Annotated in this window: 20 protein-coding genes; 9 read left to right on the plus strand and 11 right to left on the minus strand. The window is 37.0% G+C overall.

The features are described 5' to 3' along the window. Window positions 1–137: 137 nt before the first annotated feature. From hemY to hemE, 3 genes are all read right to left on the minus strand, one after another. On the minus strand, window positions 138–1,559 hold the full coding sequence (hemY, locus tag ACE1MS_RS18780) for a protoporphyrinogen oxidase (protein ID WP_036165498.1): 1,422 nt from the start codon (window positions 1,557–1,559) through the stop codon (window positions 138–140). Between the two features lie 14 nt (window positions 1,560–1,573). Beyond that, window positions 1,574–2,494 (minus strand): ferrochelatase, encoded by a 921-nt coding sequence (gene hemH / locus ACE1MS_RS18785; RefSeq protein WP_012292193.1) that lies wholly within the window; start codon window positions 2,492–2,494, stop codon window positions 1,574–1,576. A gap of 146 nt (window positions 2,495–2,640) precedes the next feature. Then, window positions 2,641–3,690: a uroporphyrinogen decarboxylase gene (hemE, locus tag ACE1MS_RS18790; protein ID WP_031418282.1), complete on the minus strand. Its 1,050-nt coding sequence runs from the start codon at window positions 3,688–3,690 to the stop codon at window positions 2,641–2,643. Window positions 3,691–4,108: 418 nt separating this feature from the next. On the opposite strand from hemE, the gene ACE1MS_RS18795 reads away from it, so the two are divergent. Continuing rightward, window positions 4,109–4,624 carry an antibiotic biosynthesis monooxygenase family protein gene (locus ACE1MS_RS18795; RefSeq protein ID WP_012292190.1) on the plus strand — a complete coding sequence of 172 codons (516 nt, stop codon included), beginning with the start codon at window positions 4,109–4,111 and terminating at the stop codon, window positions 4,622–4,624. A gap of 58 nt (window positions 4,625–4,682) precedes the next feature. Here ACE1MS_RS18795 and ACE1MS_RS18800 read toward each other — a convergent pair whose 3' ends face one another. Both ACE1MS_RS18800 and ACE1MS_RS18805 read right to left on the minus strand, forming a co-directional pair. Then, window positions 4,683–5,864 carry an ABC transporter permease gene (locus ACE1MS_RS18800; RefSeq protein WP_036160494.1) on the minus strand — a complete coding sequence of 394 codons (1,182 nt, stop codon included), beginning with the start codon at window positions 5,862–5,864 and terminating at the stop codon, window positions 4,683–4,685. After that, the gene (locus ACE1MS_RS18805; RefSeq protein WP_036165492.1) at window positions 5,848–6,597 is read right to left on the minus strand and encodes an ABC transporter ATP-binding protein; all 750 of its coding nucleotides are present in this window, start codon (window positions 6,595–6,597) and stop codon (window positions 5,848–5,850) included. Before ACE1MS_RS18805 ends, ACE1MS_RS18800 begins: the two co-directional genes overlap by 17 nt. A gap of 104 nt (window positions 6,598–6,701) precedes the next feature. On the opposite strand from ACE1MS_RS18805, the gene ACE1MS_RS18810 reads away from it, so the two are divergent. The 6 genes from ACE1MS_RS18810 (at window position 6,702) to ACE1MS_RS18835 (ending at window position 10,023) form a co-directional block, all read left to right on the plus strand. After that, window positions 6,702–7,115, plus strand: a complete 414-nt coding sequence (locus ACE1MS_RS18810; protein ID WP_012292187.1) for an HIT family protein — start codon at window positions 6,702–6,704, stop codon at window positions 7,113–7,115. Between the two features lie 148 nt (window positions 7,116–7,263). Then, the gene (locus ACE1MS_RS18815) at window positions 7,264–7,800 is read left to right on the plus strand and encodes a tryptophan transporter (protein ID WP_036160491.1); all 537 of its coding nucleotides are present in this window, start codon (window positions 7,264–7,266) and stop codon (window positions 7,798–7,800) included. Window positions 7,801–7,932: 132 nt separating this feature from the next. Continuing rightward, window positions 7,933–8,328 carry a YtxH domain-containing protein gene (locus tag ACE1MS_RS18820; protein ID WP_031418274.1) on the plus strand — a complete coding sequence of 132 codons (396 nt, stop codon included), beginning with the start codon at window positions 7,933–7,935 and terminating at the stop codon, window positions 8,326–8,328. A gap of 157 nt (window positions 8,329–8,485) precedes the next feature. Next, a complete protein-coding gene (locus tag ACE1MS_RS18825; RefSeq protein WP_008173331.1) occupies window positions 8,486–9,046 on the plus strand; it encodes an HTH-type transcriptional regulator Hpr in 561 nt (186 codons plus the stop codon). A gap of 175 nt (window positions 9,047–9,221) precedes the next feature. Continuing rightward, a complete protein-coding gene (locus tag ACE1MS_RS18830; protein WP_031418273.1) occupies window positions 9,222–9,767 on the plus strand; it encodes a DUF3267 domain-containing protein in 546 nt (181 codons plus the stop codon). A 70-nt stretch (window positions 9,768–9,837) separates the two neighbouring features. Further along, complete coding sequence (locus ACE1MS_RS18835) at window positions 9,838–10,023, plus strand: hypothetical protein (RefSeq protein WP_008173337.1); 186 nt, start codon at window positions 9,838–9,840, stop codon at window positions 10,021–10,023. Between the two features lie 178 nt (window positions 10,024–10,201). Here ACE1MS_RS18835 and ACE1MS_RS18840 read toward each other — a convergent pair whose 3' ends face one another. After that, window positions 10,202–10,306, minus strand: a complete 105-nt coding sequence (locus ACE1MS_RS18840; protein WP_004230765.1) for a YjcZ family sporulation protein — start codon at window positions 10,304–10,306, stop codon at window positions 10,202–10,204. A gap of 143 nt (window positions 10,307–10,449) precedes the next feature. Here ACE1MS_RS18840 and ACE1MS_RS18845 point away from each other — a divergent pair, with 143 nt between their 5' ends. Next, a complete protein-coding gene (locus ACE1MS_RS18845; protein ID WP_036217592.1) occupies window positions 10,450–11,430 on the plus strand; it encodes a peptidylprolyl isomerase in 981 nt (326 codons plus the stop codon). Window positions 11,431–11,516: 86 nt separating this feature from the next. On the opposite strand, the gene ACE1MS_RS18850 is transcribed toward ACE1MS_RS18845, so the two are convergent. The 4 genes from ACE1MS_RS18850 to ACE1MS_RS18865 all read right to left on the minus strand — a co-directional run bounded on the left by ACE1MS_RS18850 (window position 11,517) and on the right by ACE1MS_RS18865 (window position 18,025). Next, window positions 11,517–12,761, minus strand: coding sequence for a methyl-accepting chemotaxis protein (locus ACE1MS_RS18850; RefSeq protein WP_447402558.1), 1,245 nt, complete (start codon window positions 12,759–12,761; stop codon window positions 11,517–11,519). 223 nt (window positions 12,762–12,984) lie between these two features. Continuing rightward, window positions 12,985–13,920, minus strand: a complete 936-nt coding sequence (yhaM, locus tag ACE1MS_RS18855) for a 3'-5' exoribonuclease YhaM (protein WP_036165476.1) — start codon at window positions 13,918–13,920, stop codon at window positions 12,985–12,987. Further along, a complete protein-coding gene (locus ACE1MS_RS18860) occupies window positions 13,917–16,805 on the minus strand; it encodes an AAA family ATPase (protein WP_447402559.1) in 2,889 nt (962 codons plus the stop codon). The genes yhaM and ACE1MS_RS18860 overlap by 4 nt, the downstream gene beginning before the upstream one ends. Window positions 16,806–16,810: 5 nt before the next feature. Next, complete coding sequence (locus ACE1MS_RS18865) at window positions 16,811–18,025, minus strand: metallophosphoesterase family protein (RefSeq protein ID WP_099806330.1); 1,215 nt, start codon at window positions 18,023–18,025, stop codon at window positions 16,811–16,813. Window positions 18,026–18,293: 268 nt separating this feature from the next. Here ACE1MS_RS18865 and ACE1MS_RS18870 point away from each other — a divergent pair, with 268 nt between their 5' ends. Then, window positions 18,294–18,479 carry a YhzD family protein gene (locus tag ACE1MS_RS18870; RefSeq protein WP_008173354.1) on the plus strand — a complete coding sequence of 62 codons (186 nt, stop codon included), beginning with the start codon at window positions 18,294–18,296 and terminating at the stop codon, window positions 18,477–18,479. A gap of 46 nt (window positions 18,480–18,525) precedes the next feature. Here ACE1MS_RS18870 and ACE1MS_RS18875 read toward each other — a convergent pair whose 3' ends face one another. Beyond that, window positions 18,526–19,308 (minus strand): enoyl-CoA hydratase, encoded by a 783-nt coding sequence (locus ACE1MS_RS18875; RefSeq protein ID WP_036165470.1) that lies wholly within the window; start codon window positions 19,306–19,308, stop codon window positions 18,526–18,528. Between the last annotated feature and the right edge of the window lie 41 nt (window positions 19,309–19,349).

Below are 19,349 nucleotides of genomic sequence, written 5' to 3' on the forward strand. Positions count from 1 at the left end.
CAACGTTATTCAAATTTTCAAAATATAGTTATGGAAATAGCAAACTATGAAATAGTTAGTTTGCTATTTCTTTATATTTTGAACTTACTGCAATAAAAAAATAGTACAAACATAATGTTTGTACTATTTTGCTTCTACTAACAAAAAATTTCCGCCAACACTTCCTCAGCAACATGTTTACCTTGTTGCACACATTCGGGGATGGATATTCCTTCGAATGAGCTACCTGCTAATTTTACAGTTGGAAAATGTTCTCGTAATTCCTGCTTTATGCGTTGGACCTTCGCCTCATGTCCAACGGTGTATTGTGGCATTGCATTTCTCCAACGTGTAACCACTGTCGTTACGGGTTCTCCATCTATACTGATAGTTTTATTTAAATCCTGTAGCACTGTTTTTTCTATCTCAGTATCTGATAATGCGACAATCGCCTCATCTCCAACTCGACCAATGTAACTACGTAATAGCACATAATCATCAGGCGTGGTACCCGGCCATTTTCGATTCATCCACGTACATGAAGTTATTGAAAAATCACTATTTCGAGAGACATAAAAAGATAGCGCGTCTAAATCACCAAGCTGCTCCTTTTTAAATGCCATTGTAACGGTTGCGATAGTTGCAGCTTTCATTGTCCCTAGTTCATTTAACAAATTATACTTACTGAACATCTTATCCGCCATATTAAAGGGTGTAGCAATAATTACTGCATCTGCTTTAATATGTGTGAAATTGTTAAGCATTACATGTACAGACCCATCTTTTCCATGTTCAATTTCTTCCACTTTGACACCTTTCATTACTGTCCCAGGAAGTAGAGATTCCTCAATACTTTCGATTAAGGTTTCAAGTCCATTACTAAACGTTTGAAAAATCCCTTTATTTTCATCAATAACATCATTACTCAAGAAATTTGTTCCTGCCTTTTTCATCCCTACTAATAAGCTACGATATTTTTGCTCTAGATGATAAAGCTGTGGAAAAGTTGAACTCATACTTAATTGCTCAATATCCCCTGCAAATGTCCCTGCCAGTAATGGTTCAACTAGGTTTTCAACAACCTCAGCGCCAAATCTTCTTCTAAAAAATGACCCCAATGGTTGATCATCGTCCTGTATGGAACGCGGGATAAAAAAATCACCCGCCGCGCGAACTTTACCACTTAGTGAAAACAAACCTGATGTAATGAATGACGAGATATGTGGCGTTTCTCCTGATAATAAATGGCTTGGGATTGGGTATAACTGACTTCCGACAGCCACATAGTTAGGTCCTGCATTACTTGTCATGATTTTTTGTTCAATACCGAGATCCTTCGCTAAAGCATTTACATAATTTTCTCGGTCAAAAAAAGATTCTGGTCCACGCTCAATAATAAAACCATCTTTTCTTAGTGTTTGAATTTTTCCGCCAAGACGTAATGACGACTCGACAAGTACGATATCTAATGGCAATTCTTTTGTGCTTGCTTGTTTTTGCATATAGAACGCAGCTGTAAGGCCTGTAATACCACCACCTACAACAACTACCTTTCGTCTTTTCTGAGTCACCAACATCATCACTTTCTTTTCGCTTAGCTTAATTTTTTATAAATCGCATCGACCATCGCATCAATAAATAAAGGGTGTGTATTAGGCATTGACGGACGATAGTATTTTGCGCCTAGTTCATCACAAACAACTTTACATTCAAAATCATTATCATATAACACTTCTAAATGCTCTGTTACAAAACCTACTGGTGTATAAACAAATGAACGGAAGCCTTTTTCTTCATAGAGCTCGCGTGTTAAGTCTTGAACATCTGGACCAATCCAAGGCTCTGGCGTCTGTCCTGCTGATTGCCAACCGACCTCAACGTTTTTCAAATCAGTTGCTTCTTGAATAAGTCGAGCTGTTTCAATTAATTGATCCTCATAAGGATCACCTAAATCTTTAATCTTTTCAGGAAGTGAATGCGCTGAAACAATTAAGCAAGCTGTTTCACGTTCTTCTTCTGACATTGACTTAAACGTATCATTGACTTGTTGTTTCCAATACTCAATAAATTTAGGTTCATCATACCAAGATTCTACTGATGTAATCGTTAAGCGATCCCCTGCTGCTTCTACAGCACGGCCATTATAAGATTTAATAGAGAATGTTGAGAAATGAGGAGCTAAAACAATGGATACCGCTTCTTTGATGCCCTCTGCCACCATTTGCTCTATTGCGTCCTCAATAAATGGATGAATATGCTTTAAACCAATAAACAATTTATATTCTACAGTATCCTGAACTTCATTTAAGCGGGAACACAATGCTTCAGCTTGTGCCTGTGTTGCTGCCGCTAAAGGAGATAAACCTCCAATCGCTTCGTAGCGACTACGTAAATCCTCTAAATGCTCTTCCGAAGGTTTGCGACCATGACGAATATGTGTATAGTAAGGTTCAATATCCTCTTCTTTATAAGGTGTTCCGTATGCCATTACCAATAAGCCTTTAACTTCTTTCATTACCCTTTTCACCTCTAAATTGTTTTATGTTTTATACATTATGTGATAAAAAGAAGCTGTCCAATCTATTATCTTGGACAGCTCCCTTTCTATGATAAAAATTTCATACATAGAAAAGGACATAATTCACATTTGAATTCGCTTTTTTAAGAACGAGCTTGTATTTGTTGTGCACTATATTCATGAATAAGTGTCGTTAAACGTTTTAAGACCGCTGGATCAACCTCAGGGAAAACACCGTGGCCTAGGTTAAAGATATGACCTGGCATTTCTAAACCTTGATCGATAATGTCCTTAGTTCGTTTTTCAATGACTGACCAATCCGCCAATAATAGAGATGGGTCTAGGTTACCTTGGACTGGTTTTGTAATGCCATTCGTGCGTGCTTCTTTTATTGGTAAACGCCAATCTAAGCCGACAACATCAATCGGTAAATCATTCCATTCCTTCGCTAAATGACTTGCACCAACACCGAACTGAATTAATGGCACGTTTTCTTTTTGTAATTCCGCAAAAATTCGCGTCATAATTGGTTTTATAAATACACGGTAATCCTCCACATTTAAAGCACCCACCCAAGAATCAAATACTTGGATTGCTTTTGCACCAGCTTTAATTTGGGCAGTTACATCTGCAATAATCATGTCAGCAAGTTTATCCATTAACGCAAACCAAGCTTGCGGTTCTGACACCATGAATGATTTTGTTTTGTTATAGTTTCTAGAAGGACCCCCTTCAATCATGTAGCTGGCTAGTGTAAATGGTGCTCCAGCAAAACCAATCAACGGGACATTTAATTGCTCTTCTGTCAAGATTTTTATAGTCTCTAGTACAAAGGGAGTATGCTCTTTGGCATTGAATTCACCTAAATTGTCTACATCTGCAACTGAACGAATTGGATTAGAAATAACAGGACCAACACCTGCTTTAATTTTTACATCTATGCCAATTCCAGGTAGAGGTGTGACAATATCCTTGTATAATATAGCTGCATCAACGTTGTAATTTTCAACAGGTAGACGAGTGACATACGCACATAGTTCAGGTTGATGTGTAATTTCCTCTAAAGAATATTTTTCTTTGATGGCACGATATTCTGCCTGAGAACGCCCTGCCTGTCGCATATACCATACTGGCGTGTGTGTCGTTTTTTCTCCACGAGCAGCACGCAGAAGTGTGTCGTTAAAAGTTGTCATGAATAATTCCTTCCCCTCGATAAATTCATTACTATCCATACGCTCTCGGGTAATTGTTTCCAGATTTCTTTCTGTTTACTCAAATAGCTTCTCTTCAAAATCTGCAATCCCCATCAGAGACTTTATCTTGAATCAGTGGGCTTACCACTTTCTATAGCGGAAAGAGTCTTCTGTATCTTATCCATTGTTTTAGTACAAAAAACATTTGCTGAATCAAGAAAAAAATGTATTATTTATTCCATTATTATTGATATCCGTTTCCAATAGTAAACGCTTCCTCTGTTATTGTATAGTTATCCTAGTGAAATGTCATAAAATTGTTCATTCTAGACAGATTCTTTTTAGTCAAAGCTTAGACTTATGCTAAAAAGGGTATAATCACGCTATAATTAGCAAGATTCATAAGGAGGATAAATTGATGAATATTTATTTAACTTCTGGTACTGGTGATTTTTTAGAGCAACTGAAAAATAAGTATCCAAATGAGCATATGATCTTAATTCACGGAGAGGGAAACTCCGTATTAATTCATGAAACAGAAGGAAAATCTGTTTTTGCCACACCCCGCAAATTTGAAGTGTTAGATTCGGTAAACGAGCTAGAAGAACATGGATTCTTTGTTCTTAATAATATTCCCGTAACAGATGAAGGTCGCCCTGTTTTCGAGCATCGCTTTTTACAACGCTCACATGCCATTGAAGATGAGCCAGGATTTGAGTCCTACCGATTACTTCGTCCCATCAAAAGTGACACTTATATTGTCATGACTCAATGGCATGGACCACACTCATTTGAAGCTTGGAAAAGCTCTAAAGCCTTTGAAAAAGCTCATGCTAAAAGAGATGATTCAACAGGAGTAAATCAGCAGAACATTTTCTCAGCAGCTTCCTACGTAACAACTTATAGTGCTATGCCCAAAGAGCAATCAGAATAGATCTACAACAAATAAAAGCTCATCTTCTCAGTGCAGTACTGGGAAAATGAGCTTTTCATTATTTAGATACTTTCGCAGTCAATTCGCTAATTACTAAAACAATAACAACTACAATGTAAAACATAGGCTGTGTAATTGCACATAATCCAACGATGATTGCTTGTGTAACCATAGCTAGACGTACAATTTGCTTCACAGCTAGTTGACGAGCATTATCTGGCAATGGAAACAGCATATCCATGCGGAATTCTCCACTTGATAGTAATGCTTGCTTTAATTGAATAGTCGTTGCAAAGCTTAGTGCCCCAGCTACAATCCATGTAACTATCGGAATGTCTACAAAGGCTGCAATCACTCCTGCAATTGCCGTAAGACGGAGCCATAAATAAAAATGATCATCTGTACGGACAAAGGTGCGAAACACCAAATATTTTTGAGAATTTTTTTTACCATATGGTACGAATTTATAGAGCCAGTCCATCCATCCTCGACGTCGAATGCTTCCATGTAGATGGGGTACCTCTGTAAAGTAATTTGCAAAACGATAAAAACTCATCATACGATTTTGTTCAAGCTTTACAAAATGTTCATAAGGTACTGGTTCGCCGACAGATTTTTTTCTAAAGACAATCATATAAATGATGCTAATGACTGTAGCCACAATGGTTAGGAGCAACTGAGCTTGCAGACCCATATAAACAGCTGCAGCAAATATTATTGCTCGAATCAGCCTGTCCACCCAAACCATTTGACCACGTTCACTATATCGATAGCTAAATTCTCCTCGAACACTTATATATTTCAGTACAATCACTAGTATGAAAATGGACCAAATTTCAATTGTTGTTAAATCAGTCACTGCTTTTAATAACGGGATACTGACGATGTAGACGATTGCTACAATCCACACCTGAGACCAAAATGTCCAAGCTAAAGCCTTGCTGAAATAATGTGACATTTTAGATTCTAGGGGCAATAGGTATACCTGGTCTGGCTCTCTCAATAATGTAGTAGGACGACTAAAAGCCAATAAAATGCCTATAAAAACAGCAATAAGTATTTCAGCTGGGAAATCTGTCTGTACAACTTTCAACCATTCACTATATTGGTAGCCTCCTGCTCCAATTAGAAATACAAGCACAATGGCAATATGCCCTGTAAAAATAAATTGCATATATTTTTGTACTTCTCCTATATAATGCATGAAGCGAGAGGACCATACATCACGCAAGTTCTTCATGGTCCCGCTCCTTTGTCATTGCAATATAAAGATCGTCTAACGTTGCATTAGGCATCGCAAATGTTTGACGCAAATCGGCCATCGTTCCTTGTGCTCGAACTCTTCCTTCGTGCAATAATATAATTCGATCACAATGCTTTTCGGCTGTTGACAAGATATGCGTAGACATTAATATGGAAGCACCTTCTTTTTTCTTCTCATCCATTTGATCTAATAATGATTGAATCCCCAGAGGATCTAACCCCACAAAAGGTTCATCAATAATATAAAGACTAGGATTAATTAGAAAGGCACACATAATCATAACCTTTTGACGCATTCCCTTTGAAAAATGCGAAGGAAACCAGTTTAATCTTTTCTCCATTCGAAATTCCTTTAAAAGTACCTCAGAACGAGCATCTAGAGTTGCTTTATCAATACCATAAGCCATCGCTGTTAATTCTAAATGTTCCCTTAATGTTAGCTCATCATAGAGCACGGGGGTTTCAGGGATATAAGAAAAGGCTGTACGATACTTGTCCGTATCTTCCTTTAGCGTTACCCCATTAAGGTAAATATCCCCTTCCTTTGGCAACATTGTTCCAATTATATGTTTAATCGTTGTGCTTTTCCCAGCTCCATTCAAGCCAATTAAGCCAACAAGCTCTCCTTTTTCAATAGTAAAAGATAAATCTTTAATAACAGGTTTTCTTGTATATCCACCTGTCACATGCTGTACCTCTAATACTGACATATCCTCACTCCTCTTCTTGTTTTATATTTTATCAAAAATTAGCAAATGATACAGGTTTGAGTATGATAGAATGAATTTACATATACGTTAAGGGGGAAATTCTCATGAGCGATTGCCTATTTTGCAAAATTATCGATGGATCCATTCCAAGTACAAAAGTTTATGAAGACGAACATGTCTATGCATTTACAGACATTTCGCCAGTTGCAAAGGGTCATACCTTACTAATTCCAAAGCATCACTGCCAAGATCTATACGAAATGCCAGAGGATGTTGCACGTAATTTATACGCTGTTGCACCGAAGATTGCGAATGCCATAAAGGCAGCGTTTGAGCCAATAGGTTTGAATACAATTAATAATAATGGGGCGGCAGCTGGACAAACTGTGTTCCACTATCATCTACATTTTATTCCGCGTTATGACGAAAAAGAAGGCTTAGGTTTAGTTTGGCAAACGCAAAAATATTCACCTGAACAATTGGCTGATGTGGCCGAAAATATTAAAGCTCATTTATAATTTTTTGTCATATATTAACATTTTAATAACCCAATTACTGTATTGCAAATATAAAAATTTTAGCGTACAATCACAAATAAGTTTCGCTAACGGTCACGAGGACACGTTGGGAAACTAATAGATTAGCTCAGTCGAGGAGAGATTAAAAATGAATACAAAGAATTTAGTATTAATGGCCCTTTTAGTTGGTATCGGAGCGGCACTATATGTCGTGACACCGGGAATGATTAATGGCATGAAGCCTGATTTCATGTTAACAATGATGTTCATTGGCATTTTATTATTTCCTACAGTGAAAGAAACGTTTTTACTTTCGCTAGCAACAGGGGTACTTTCAGGTTTGTTCACAACATTTCCTGCTGGTCTAGTTCCGAACATTATTGATAAAGCGGTGACAGGCTTTGTGTTTTTAGCTGCTTTAGTTATTCTAAAAAGGATAGCAAAGAGTTTCGCTGTCTCTGCATTTTTAGTTGGTTTGGGTACTATTCTATCAGGTACAGTCTTTTTAGCAGCAGCACTTTTTGTTTTCAATGCAAATGTAGGTGCAACGTTTACAATGCTATTTATTGGGGTTGTCCTTCCAGCTGTAGCATTTAATGTCGTTGCTTTTGCTATTATTTATCCTATTGTAGCAAAATTAGTGAAGCGCTCTAAATTTGTAACAGCCATTTCTCAGATTTCATAACTATTGACTTTAAACATTTAAAAGAAACTGCACTGTGATGATCTATCACTCGTTCAGTTTCTTTTTCTTTTTGTATTCATGCTTTTCATGGTTTAATAGTAGATAAACATGACAAGAAATGAGGTATATATTATGAAAGCAAAACCATTTTTAATTGGACTAGCAACAGGTATTATCGGTGGAACAGCTGCTGTTTTGTTCTCAACTCCACAATCAGGCCAGCAGTTACGTACAACTTTAAAACAAAACGTAGATCAAACAAAAGGCATGCTCCTCGATGTTAAACAACAAGTAGGGACTGTGAAACACTCTGTCAATACTTTAACAAACGAAGTTAAAAATAATATCCCACAAATAATAAATGATTTAAAACAAACAATTACCACTTTTTCAGAAGAAATAGAGCCAAATAAAAATAATTTGCAACAAGAATTAGATGCTTTACAGAATTCGATAAGCGAAATCGAGAAAAACATTGCACAATTCACAGAAAATAAGGAAAAACCACAGAAAAAAATAAGCGACTAAAGTCCTCTTTAGGAGCTTACTTATCTATTTTTTCATCAAAAACTATTGCTATAATATTATTTTTTAACCACTTTTCAATTTTTGAATTTTTCTAACTTTAAACTTTTTTTCTTTACTGCTATAATATTTTTAAAAATGTGAAAGAAAGCAGTAGGTGATGGTATTGTCAGAGGAATTATACACACAAAAAGAAGCTATGCTTTATAGTCAAAGAATCGCGCAATTATCGAAAGCACTATGGAAAGCGGTTGAGAAAGATTGGCAACAATGGATTAAACCCTATGATTTAAATATTAATGAACACCATATTCTGTGGATTTCCTATCATTTAAAAGGGGCATCTATTTCGGATGTAGCAAAGTTTGGAGTCATGCATGTATCTACAGCATTCAATTTCTCCAAAAAATTAGAAGAACGTGGCTTCCTTAAGTTTTCAAAGCGAGATGATGATAAGCGCAATACGTATGTTGAGCTAACTGAAGCTGGTACAGAGCTCATTGTAGAGATGAATAAAAACTACCATAATACTTATCATTCTGTATTAGAAGGATCATTGGCCTTAAAGGACTTATATGGCCGTTTCCCAGATTTTTTAGACGTAATGGCTGTCATTCGTAATATTTATGGTGAGGATTTCATCGATATTTTTGAACGCTCCTTCCAGCATTTTCGTGATTCCTTTGACACCCTTGAAGAACGTCCAACTGTAAAAGGATAAATAAAACTATCGTACAGATATTTTCATGGGGATTCTTGTTGTGCTAGCAGGAATAAATTATGTGAAAGGAGGTATTTCAGAAATATTTCTGAAGTACCTCCTTTCTCTTGCATTCTAAGACAATTCAATTTACATTAAATAGGACACTTCCTATTTTCGGAGTTGATAATAAACTATGCACTGTTGGAAAATTTTAAATCTTGAACATCATTACGGCACTACGCGTATTATTATAATGGGTGTTATTACTTTTTTATCCGTTTTTTCCGTATCGTATGTGACGTTTAATTTATTTAATGAAGAGCACTACACCGATCATTTATTCTGGCTCTTTGTAATAGCCGTATTAACACTTTATCCGGTTCACAAGTTTCTACACTTTTTAGCTCTGTACGATTTACGACAGCATCTTAAATTGCGTGTCCGTACGCAATTTTATCTAATTCCTGTTCTACACATGCGTATTCATGAGCCATTATCCAAAAATCGCTATATACTAGCACTTCTTACGCCTTTTATCGTTCTCAATACTAGTATTATCATAGGTACTTGGCTACTACCAGCCTATACACATTACGGTACATTGCTGTTAGCATATCACTGTAGTCTATGTTTAATTGATATACTTTACGTGAAATATTTATTGAATTCACCAAAAAACTCACAAATTGAAGAAACACCAAAGGGCTATGAGATTTTAGTTCCACCAACTGTTCACTAAATTGCTTGTACTTGTTTTTTAATGGCGTTCTTTGTTATGCTATTACTATTGAAAGAGGGGAGGAATAGACTTGCTATTAATGATTGTAGTTCTATTCTCGGTATTCTATTTATTTCAAATTAACCGTATGACATATGCTCTATGTATGCGACGTGAAATTCCCGAAGAAAACCAGCCAAAAATATTCCGAACTATAAATATACTTATTACCATTTTACTTGTCTCATTTTATATTGAAATTTTATATGCAGTATAACAATCGAAAAGTAAAATACATTCACGTCCGCACGCTACAAGATAAGTTGAGTCCCCATTAAACAACTTGTTCAAACCATTACTAACGGCTTGGATCTTTGGCATGCGGCGTGAAGTACTAACATTGTTAAGAAAAGCTAAGAGTTAATAGAGCTCTTAGCTTTTCACTGTTTTATTAATTAGTATAGGAACGCTGCACCAACGATAATTAATAAAATAAATAACACAACTAATAAAGCAAAGCCTGAGCCGTAGCCACCGCCACCGTATCCTCCGTTGCCCATAACTTCACCCCCTTTCTTTTCTATATCCTATGCGCTTCAAAATTTGAAATATAGGCAATACTCAAGGGGGAACCATTTTGTTTTTAAAACGTTTATGTTATAGTAAAAAATGGACGAAACCATGTTAGGAGAGAATATCCACTATGAAAAAGACAGTTTTATCTTTAACTTTAGCTGCTTCTGTTTTAGCGCTTGGTGCGTGTAGCGGCGGAGATAGCAAAGCAATCGTTACTTCTAAAGTTGGCGATATTTCAGTTGCTGACTTTAATGAAAAAGCCAAATCTTTAACAGGCTCATATGTATTACAGCAAATGGTGACTGAAAAAGTATTGTCTGACAAATATGAAGTAACAGATAAAGAACTTAAAGAAGCTTACGATACAACAGCTTCACAATTTGGTGATGGTTTTGCACAAGCACTAGCTGAAAGTGGCTTAACAGAGCAAGGCTTTAAAGATTCATTACGCGTTCAACTTCTTCAAGAAAAAGCTTTAAAAGACCAAGCCATTAAAGAAGAAGATGTGAAAAAATACTACGAGCAAATGAAAACAGAACTAAATGGTCGTCATATTTTAGTAGCAGATGAAAAAACAGCAAAAGAAGTCATTGAAAAAATAAAAGGTGGCGCTAAATTTGCTGATGTAGCAAAAGAGTACTCTACAGATACAGGCTCTGCACAAAAAGGCGGCGAGCTTGGATGGTTCTCAGTTGGTTCGATGGTTGATGAGTTTAACGATGCTGCTTATGCGCTTGAATTAAACACTTTAAGTGAGCCGGTAAAATCTAGCTTTGGTTATCACGTAATCGAAATTACGGAGAAACGTGACGTGAAAGATGTTGGTTCATTTAAAGATGAAGAAGAAAAAATTCGTACAACTATGTTAAGTAAACTGAACCAAACAGGTGAAGCACAAACTATTCTAAAAGACATCGTTGCGAAAATGGCAAAAGATGCGAATGTTAAAACTTCTGATAAAGATTTAAAAGATTCCCTAGAATTCTTTACGACTACAAGTGAAGAACAAGCTAAAGCGGCTGAAGAAGAGGCTAAAAAAGCAGAAGAAAAAGCTTCTAAGGAAGAATCTAGCGACAAAGCAGAAGATACAGATAAAGAATCTAAATAATTCAGATGATGTCCTTTTCCATTTAAAGAGCGACATCCTCAAAAAAAGGGAGCATCTCATAATACAGATGCTCCCTTTCTCTTTTGTTATTTTACTTTGAACTGGCTTATTTCGGCTTGTAAGTCATTCGACATCGTCTGAAGGACATTTGCTGCACTTGCAATTTCCTCGTTAGACGCAGTTTGTTGCTCTATAGAGAGCGCGATATGCTGTATACCTGAAGATGTGCTATTTGCAATATCAACAATTTCTTTTGTTGCATAATCGGTTTGGCTTGCCTTGTCATTTACACGCAATACTATATCCGTAACTTCCTTGGTACGTTGGCTAATTTGTTGTAAATAATCTACAATATTTTTAAAGGCACCACCTGTCTGCTCAACAGCCTCTCGCCCTTCCTCCACAAATTGTGTACCACTATTAATAGCAGAAACTGCGCTTGATGTTTGACTTAAGATATCATCTACTAATGTTCTAATATTGTCAGCAGCCTTCCCAGATTCCTCTGCTAGTTTTCTTACTTCATCTGCCACAACCGCAAATCCTTTTCCAGCCTCTCCTGCACGTGCCGCCTCTATGGAAGCATTCAGTGCAAGCAAATTTGTTTGATCCGTAATACTTGTAATTAGTGCCACAATAGTACTAATTTCCTTCGATTTTTCCCCTAGCTCATTAACAACCTCTGTTGATTGGTGTACAGATTCATTAATGGTATTCATTTTTCCAATCGTTTGTTCAATTAACTGTAATCCTAAATCAGCCTTTTGATTCGTTTCATTCGCTATATCTGCAACTGCCTGGACTGCGGATGAAGCATGGTCCATATCTTTGGAAATTAAGTTAGCGGAGTCCGATAATAAGTCCATTTGCTTCAATTGCCCTTCTGCACTAGCAGCAATTTCTCTAATGGCAACAGAAATGGTTTCAACTGTGTTACTACTTTGCTCAGTAATAGTAGTAAATTCATTTGTAAAAGTAGAAACATCCGAAGATGCTTTATTCGCCTTTTCAATAACTGTACCTATTTGCTCTAACATATGATTAAATTCCGTTGATAATTGACCAATTTCATCTTTCAATTTATCATCTATACGAACTGTTAAATCGCCATCCGCAGCTTCCGTCATTGCTTTTAAGACGCGCTTTACACGTTTTAAGACGATATACCTTGTACATAAAGAAATAATAACTGTACCAATAAATAGCGAAATAAATGTATTAATGGCCACTCCTGCACTACCATTTAACGCCACTACCTTTTCGATTTGTTGGCTGACGAACTCAGATATATGTGAGCTAATAAATAAACTGATACCAATAGCTAGTATCATTTTGAAAATCAAGCTTTTCCAAAATTTTATTTTAGTGAAACAAGTCCCTCTTTATCCATTGTTTTTCCCCATTCCTATAAATTCTTCCTATATTCTAAAATAAATACAGTACTGGTACAATGGATAGGTACTGAAATTCCACAGATATATAGATAGACTTATATAAAAGCTCGCTCATCCAGTTATTTTGAAACAAAAATTTCACAAATAATGTGTTGAAAGATTAAAATGTTGGCTTATAAAATGATCGATTATCCAGAGGGAATAGTCGCTCTGTAAATTCACCAGGTGCTGTTTTACCTAATGCTCTAGTTAGCATATTCATCTTAGCATCGATGTTATCAATATAATGTAAAATTTCTGCTTCTTGAACCATCGGCTTTTTCGGACTACCCCACTCTTCTTTGCCATGGTGAGATAAAACCATATGCTGCAAAAGCATCACTTCTTCACCTTCAATTTCTAGTTCATTAGCAATCTTAGCAATTTCATTCACCATTATCGTAATATGTCCTAAAAGGTTTCCCTCCACTGTGTACGTCGTGGCAACTGGTCCAGACAGTTCCACCACTTTTCCAATATCGTGCAAAATAATACCTGCATATAATAGATCTCGATTAAGAGTCGGATATAAATCAGCAATGGCCTTACCTAGTTTTAGCATAGACACCATATGATCTAATAAGCCAGAAGCATAATCATGATGATTTTTAGTAGCCGCTGGGAACACTAAAATGGCATCCTGGTGTTTTTTAATGGCCGCTCTCGTAATACGTGAAATATTTGGATTTTTAATATCAAAGAAAAATTGATTTAATTCTTCAAAAAGTTGTTCCTTTGGTGTTGCAGAGGAGGGTACTAAATCATGAATGGCAACTCCTTCTTCTGGCTTTGCCACACGAATAGCTTTGATACGCAATTGATTTTTCCCTCTATAGTCGTGAATTTCTCCACCGACACGTACAATGGCTTCAGCATGATACATCTTTTCATGATCTTCATTTGTATCCCAAAGCTTAGCCTCAATATCTCCACTTTTATCTTGTAATATTAGCGACATAAATGGCTTCCCAACAGTAGTAACTCCTTTTGTCGCTTGTTTAATTAATAAATATTGATCCACTGATTCTCCAACCTGAAGCGTTGTAATTCCTTTCATGTTGACGCCACTCCCCTTTCATTTGCTAGTGCTCCTACATCTATAATTTGCTCTTTTGGCCAATGTTTGAGCATTTCATCATGGCAAGTAAAATATAAAATTTGACGTTCATATCCTACTTCTTTCATTAATTGTACCATTTTGTCTGTACGGTTTCGATCAAAATGGACAAACGGATCGTCCATAATAATCGGGAATGGCGCAGAGGTTATCAACGTTTGTGCAAGTGCCAGACGTAATGCAATGTAGGCTTGCTCCTTAGTTGCCTGCGATAATTCAACCATTTGATAACGGATTCCCGCCACATCTTGCGCCATAAAGTAGCCTTCGTCGTGAATCGTAAGTTGAACGTAGCGCCCTCCTGTAAGTAATTGGAATATTGCATTAACCTTCGATAAAACATGTGGTAATTTTTCTTCCCGAAGACGAAATAATGTTTCATGAATAGCAGTCGCCACAGCCTTTTTCGTTGCCCAATGCTCAATCATTTGCTGTAACTCCGATTTTTCCTGCTCAAACTCTTGAAGTAGTTGGCCATATTTTTCATCATTTAATAGCTGTTCTTTTTCAATTTGCAATGCAGCACGATGTTCAAGACATCGGTCTATATCCATTTGCAAAGAAGCTTGCTCCTGCTCTAAAACCCGCATATCCTCGATAACAGAGTCCTCTTTTAAACCAACATTTTCAGATAAATCCAACGAGGCTATTTGAGCCTGAACCGTTTGAAGCTCTGTCATTATTTTTCTTTGATGCTCAAATTGCTCATATCTCTCATAAAAAGCTTGCTCGTTTTGCACCTCCGCTTCGTTCAATAGCTGCATCATATCAGCTGTATAACGATCTATTCGTGTTTGTCCACTTTGTAGCTTAATCTTGATGTCAGCTAGCTGAGCTTGTGCTTGCTGCACTTGCTGTTGCTGTTGCTGTGCGTCCAGATAGGCTGTTCGTAGATACATATATATTTCATGTTCATTATAATTTTCATTTAATACTAGTTGAAGCTGTTCATAAAGGCTGTTCTTTTCATCCTGAACTTCTTGCAAAAGGCTTATTGAGCCCTCCCTTTTAACCGCCAATTCTTGAACACTTCGTATACGCATAAATAATTCGGGCATTAACGTTCTAGCTATCGTACCTTGTAATCGATAGCGTTTTAAAAATTGCTGCAATGACTGCGTAGTTTCTTCACTCTCCAGCTCCGCTTGTTGAATTTTATATTCCAATTGAGCATATTGTTGCTCCTTCTCACTTTGCTGTTCATGGACATGTAACCAACGATCCTCCAATCTTTGTTTCTTTAGGAGTATAGTTTGTACAGTCATTTCATCCTGCTCTAATTGTCGTAAGAGGTGACTATTTACTTTATCGGACGTCTCCGTTGCTGGTCTAACAAACTTTATCAACCAAATGGTTATGATGGTCAAAATAGCACCAATAATGGCCACTGCCACATTTTTTTGTAATATCCCATAAACAAATGATAATAAACCAATTAATAAAATCATCCAGGAAAAATAATTAGGCTGCCTTTGTTTAGTCCGTTGCGATTTGGCAGCACGCAATTGCTCTAGCCTCCGCTTTTGTTGAGGCCACTGTGCTAAAATATGTTCTTCTTCCTTTGTTAATGACTCCTGCTTTAGCCTTTGCTTTTGTTGCGTTATGGCATCTAATGCTTGATGGATTTGCTCTAGCGAATGCAAATGAAACTTTAGCTCATCCTCCGCCTCCTCCAGCCTTTTTAATTGCTGTTGAAATTGCTGTTCCTGCTGTAAGGATACTGTTTCTCCAAGAAGAATGTTCTGTGCCTCTTTTTCTTGCACACCTAATAAACGAAACTGTGCATCTATTTCTTGCTCAAGCATAAAGAGATCATCCCGTAAGTTTTTCTCCTTCACGATCAGCTGATGCCATGTTGCCTCTTTTTGCATAAGGCGGCCCATTTCATTTACAGTTTGCTCATTCACTGTCGCGAGCACTTTGTCCTGTAGCAATTGATATTGTTCTTTTAATTGCAGCAACTGCTGATTTTCATGTAAAAGTCGGTCCTTTACTTGTTCATATCGTCTTACACCTTCTGCTGGAAATTGAACATGCGGATCATTACCTAATGCTTGCTGCAACATCTGTTGTTGCTTGATAAGAGGCAAGGCCTGCTTTTGAACCGTTAAGTATTGCCATTGTTGTTGTTGCTTTTTTTGAGTGGCATAAAGTTTCTCAAGGTTTTGCTCAAGAAGTTGCAATTGTTGTAATTTATCCTCAAATGTTTGGATCTTACCTTGCTCGTGTCTAATCATTCGCTCGAGTTGCTTTAACTGCTCAATTTTTTGATTGATTACTGGAACTTTACCTGTCTTCTTAAATAGCTCATTGGCCTCTTTATCCATTTTTTTCTCAAGAGCAGACAAGTGCTGGATACCTGTTGTACCAGAGGAGAGGAGAAGATGTGTTAGTTCCTCCTCAGACATTTTTTCAATGCCCTGAAGCTCATGCAATGAAAAGGAAAAAATGGATTCAAAGGATGCTCTAGAATAGCCATATAAAAGCTTAGCTAACAGCTCCTCCTGTCCTGTTGTACCATCTTCAAGATAAACAGTAACATCACCTGCAGCCTTGCCTTTCACACGCTCAATAATGCATGAACCATAAATAGGGTGTAATAGTGTCAGCTGACCACCGAATTTCGTCGATGCTTTTGGTTCATATTTGCGTTGTGTCTGCTGCCTTGTTGGAAAGCCAAAGAGCATTTGTAAAACAAATTGCTGAATCGTTGTTTTTCCTGCCTCATTTAATCCATAAAAAATTGTAACGCCTTCATTTAAGGGAATCGTCACGTTTTCATGCTTACCAAAGCCATAAATTTGTAGTTTTTTGATTGTTAGCATGTGCATCACGCCCTTTGAATTTCTTCCGCCAATAGTGACTGTGCATTGTGCGTTAGATTCTTTATATCCTTTTCAGATAAAGGCTCAATCAGCCGAGCGCCACCAGCATACTGGTATAAGTCTTTTAGTATATCCTTCCAGTCATTACTATCCCATTGCTCCATTAAACTTACGACTGACTGCGTAGCAGCAGAATATTCACCATGAATCGAAGGTTTTTGTAACACCATTTTTTGTACCCAACACATTGGCTCAATACCCTCTTCTGCCTCTCGAATGGTATCCAGCCAAGTGTCCACCGTCGCATGCTCAAACAATGCTTCTGTTTGCTCATCAATATTTTTTAAATAAAGCTCAACTACCGCCGCTCCCCATGAAGTACGATTGACAGCAATTGCTTCTTCACATCTTTTAAGTAATTCATTAGCATGAACGATATTTGTACAATCCACCTCTATCGTGGTATAAACAATAGCGGAGGTAGGAATAAAATCTAATTCACATGCTGTTTGAGATAAAGTTACATCATAGCAACCTTTTATTCCTTGTTCTTTACGATGACGACTTTGAATATTGCCTGGATAAACTATAGGAGGGTTTTCATGTAACAGTTGTCGTTTATGAATATGCCCTAGCGCCCAATAATGATAATTCTTTTCAAGCAGTTGCTGTTTGGTAAATGGCGCATACAAAGCATGTGACGTATCACTAGCCTCACTGCCATGCAACATGCCAATATGAATTGCATGAGAATCTTGAGCGATTGGAAACGTATCAATAACAGACTCCTTCAGGTGGCGTTCACTATAGCTGAAGCCGTATATACAGACTTGCTTACCACGGATTTTCAACTGGACAACACTTGTTTCAGCCGGTAATTCATAAACATTACTTGGTAAAGAAAAACGTGTCCAAGTTCCTTTTAAATGATCATGATTCCCGTAGCTAATAATTACAGGAATATTGTGTTGAAAAAGTTTCTCCATTGCATCTTGAAATTTTCTTTGGGCTTGTAAACTGCGATTTTCACCATCATAAATATCTCCGACAATTAATAAAAAGTCTGGCTGCTCCTGAATTGCCTTCTGAATAATTTTATCAAAAGCATCAAAGGTACTTGATCGAATTTCCTTTAAAATGTGTTCAGGTAAGCCAAATAAGCCCTTAAATGGACTATCCAAATGTAAATCTGCCATATGAAAAAAACGAATTTCTGACATCCAATCACCCCAACTATAGATATTTCCCACCTCAGTTAGTTACTACAAACTATCAACCAAAGCAGTCATATATGATTACAAAACCGAATATTTGTTCTATTTTATCATACTTCCCTATTTATGAAAAATGGTAGTGCTTAAAAAAAAGCGTCGACTTACTTTTTCCACAATTTTCGTAATTCATCAAATAGTTTACTAGTTTTACCGTGAAGTTTATAAATCTTCTATGTATAATAGATATATATTTAAATAAAAGGGTGGGGTTTGTATGGAGAACTATCGTTTCACAGCTTTCGAAAAAACAGGGGAAACATTGTTTGATGAAACATGGACATTTGAAAATGACGAAGCTGCTAAATTAAATGGCCAACAACAAATTGAAGAAAAAGGTGTTGCCAACAAAACTCATCGTCTAGTAAATGCTTCAGGTAAATTAATTTTATTCCATGTTTAATAATTGAGAAAAGGCACGTAGGATATCTACATGCCTTTTCTTATTTTTATTTTCCTACAAAGACAGGTGTTCTTTTCTCTACAAAAGCATGAATACCTTCTATATGATCTGTCGTTTTACGCATTGTTGATTGTCCTTCTGCTTCTAGTGCAAGGATATTTTCCAGCTGTGGTAAATTTTGAGCATGTAAAATGTTTTTTGTCGTAATCATAGAAGAAATAGGTGAAGCAAGCATTTTACCCACAAGCTGATCTGCCATTGCAAATACAGTGCCATCTGGTGCCATATAGTCGATTAATCCTGCATCTAATGCTTCATTTGCAGTAAGCACCTTCCCTTCCCAAATCATTTGTTTTGCTTTAACAGTCCCCACACGTTCCTTCATAAAGAAGTGACCACCTCCATCTGGAATCAGTCCTATCCCTATGAAGTTCATAGCTAGTTTACTATTTTCACAGGCCACAACAATATCCGCCCCCAGTGTTAAACTAAAGCCAAGACCTGCCGATGCGCCATGAACTGCCGCAATGACTATCATTGGTAGCTGATAATAGGCCTTAACGATGCGTGTAAGATAACCCATCGCCTCATCAATATTTAAAGGCTTAGTTGAATCAAGCATCGCCTTAATATCGCCTCCAGCAGAAAAGACCTTCCCTTCTCCACGAATAACAAGTACTTGTATATCTTTTTCCTGTTGCAAAGCCTCAAAGCATTCAGCGAGTTCTCGCATCATAACGTCATCCATCGCATTCATCGCCTGAGGACGATTCAAAGTTAACGTTGCACGTCGATCTAGCTTTTCTACAGTAATTGTTGAAAATTCCATCTCCATTACCCCCAAATATGAATAGTCATTCACTATGTACT

The sequence above is a fragment of the Lysinibacillus sp. fkY74-1 genome (assembly GCF_053165895.1).

Excerpts from the sequence above, each read along its gene's own strand:
- ACE1MS_RS18800 (WP_036160494.1), bottom strand. The coding sequence starts at position 5,864 with ATGAAGAACTTGCGTGATGTATGGTCCTCTCGCTTCATGCATTATATA.
- ACE1MS_RS18825 (WP_008173331.1), top strand. The coding sequence starts at position 8,486 with ATGGTATTGTCAGAGGAATTATACACACAAAAAGAAGCTATGCTTTAT.
- yhaM (WP_036165476.1), bottom strand. The coding sequence starts at position 13,920 with ATGAAAGGAATTACAACGCTTCAGGTTGGAGAATCAGTGGATCAATAT.
- ACE1MS_RS18850 (WP_447402558.1), bottom strand. The coding sequence starts at position 12,761 with ATGATACTAGCTATTGGTATCAGTTTATTTATTAGCTCACATATATCT.
- ACE1MS_RS18810 (WP_012292187.1), top strand. The coding sequence starts at position 6,702 with ATGAGCGATTGCCTATTTTGCAAAATTATCGATGGATCCATTCCAAGT.
- ACE1MS_RS18795 (WP_012292190.1), top strand. The coding sequence starts at position 4,109 with ATGAATATTTATTTAACTTCTGGTACTGGTGATTTTTTAGAGCAACTG.
- hemY (WP_036165498.1), bottom strand. The coding sequence starts at position 1,559 with ATGATGTTGGTGACTCAGAAAAGACGAAAGGTAGTTGTTGTAGGTGGT.
- ACE1MS_RS18865 (WP_099806330.1), bottom strand. The coding sequence starts at position 18,025 with ATGTCAGAAATTCGTTTTTTTCATATGGCAGATTTACATTTGGATAGT.
- ACE1MS_RS18845 (WP_036217592.1), top strand. The coding sequence starts at position 10,450 with ATGAAAAAGACAGTTTTATCTTTAACTTTAGCTGCTTCTGTTTTAGCG.
- hemH (WP_012292193.1), bottom strand. The coding sequence starts at position 2,494 with ATGAAAGAAGTTAAAGGCTTATTGGTAATGGCATACGGAACACCTTAT.
- ACE1MS_RS18830 (WP_031418273.1), top strand. The coding sequence starts at position 9,222 with ATGCACTGTTGGAAAATTTTAAATCTTGAACATCATTACGGCACTACG.
- ACE1MS_RS18870 (WP_008173354.1), top strand. The coding sequence starts at position 18,294 with ATGGAGAACTATCGTTTCACAGCTTTCGAAAAAACAGGGGAAACATTG.
- ACE1MS_RS18840 (WP_004230765.1), bottom strand. The coding sequence starts at position 10,306 with ATGGGCAACGGAGGATACGGTGGCGGTGGCTACGGCTCAGGCTTTGCT.
- ACE1MS_RS18820 (WP_031418274.1), top strand. The coding sequence starts at position 7,933 with ATGAAAGCAAAACCATTTTTAATTGGACTAGCAACAGGTATTATCGGT.
- hemE (WP_031418282.1), bottom strand. The coding sequence starts at position 3,690 with ATGACAACTTTTAACGACACACTTCTGCGTGCTGCTCGTGGAGAAAAA.
- ACE1MS_RS18860 (WP_447402559.1), bottom strand. The coding sequence starts at position 16,805 with ATGCTAACAATCAAAAAACTACAAATTTATGGCTTTGGTAAGCATGAA.
- ACE1MS_RS18815 (WP_036160491.1), top strand. The coding sequence starts at position 7,264 with ATGAATACAAAGAATTTAGTATTAATGGCCCTTTTAGTTGGTATCGGA.
- ACE1MS_RS18875 (WP_036165470.1), bottom strand. The coding sequence starts at position 19,308 with ATGGAATTTTCAACAATTACTGTAGAAAAGCTAGATCGACGTGCAACG.
- ACE1MS_RS18805 (WP_036165492.1), bottom strand. The coding sequence starts at position 6,597 with ATGTCAGTATTAGAGGTACAGCATGTGACAGGTGGATATACAAGAAAA.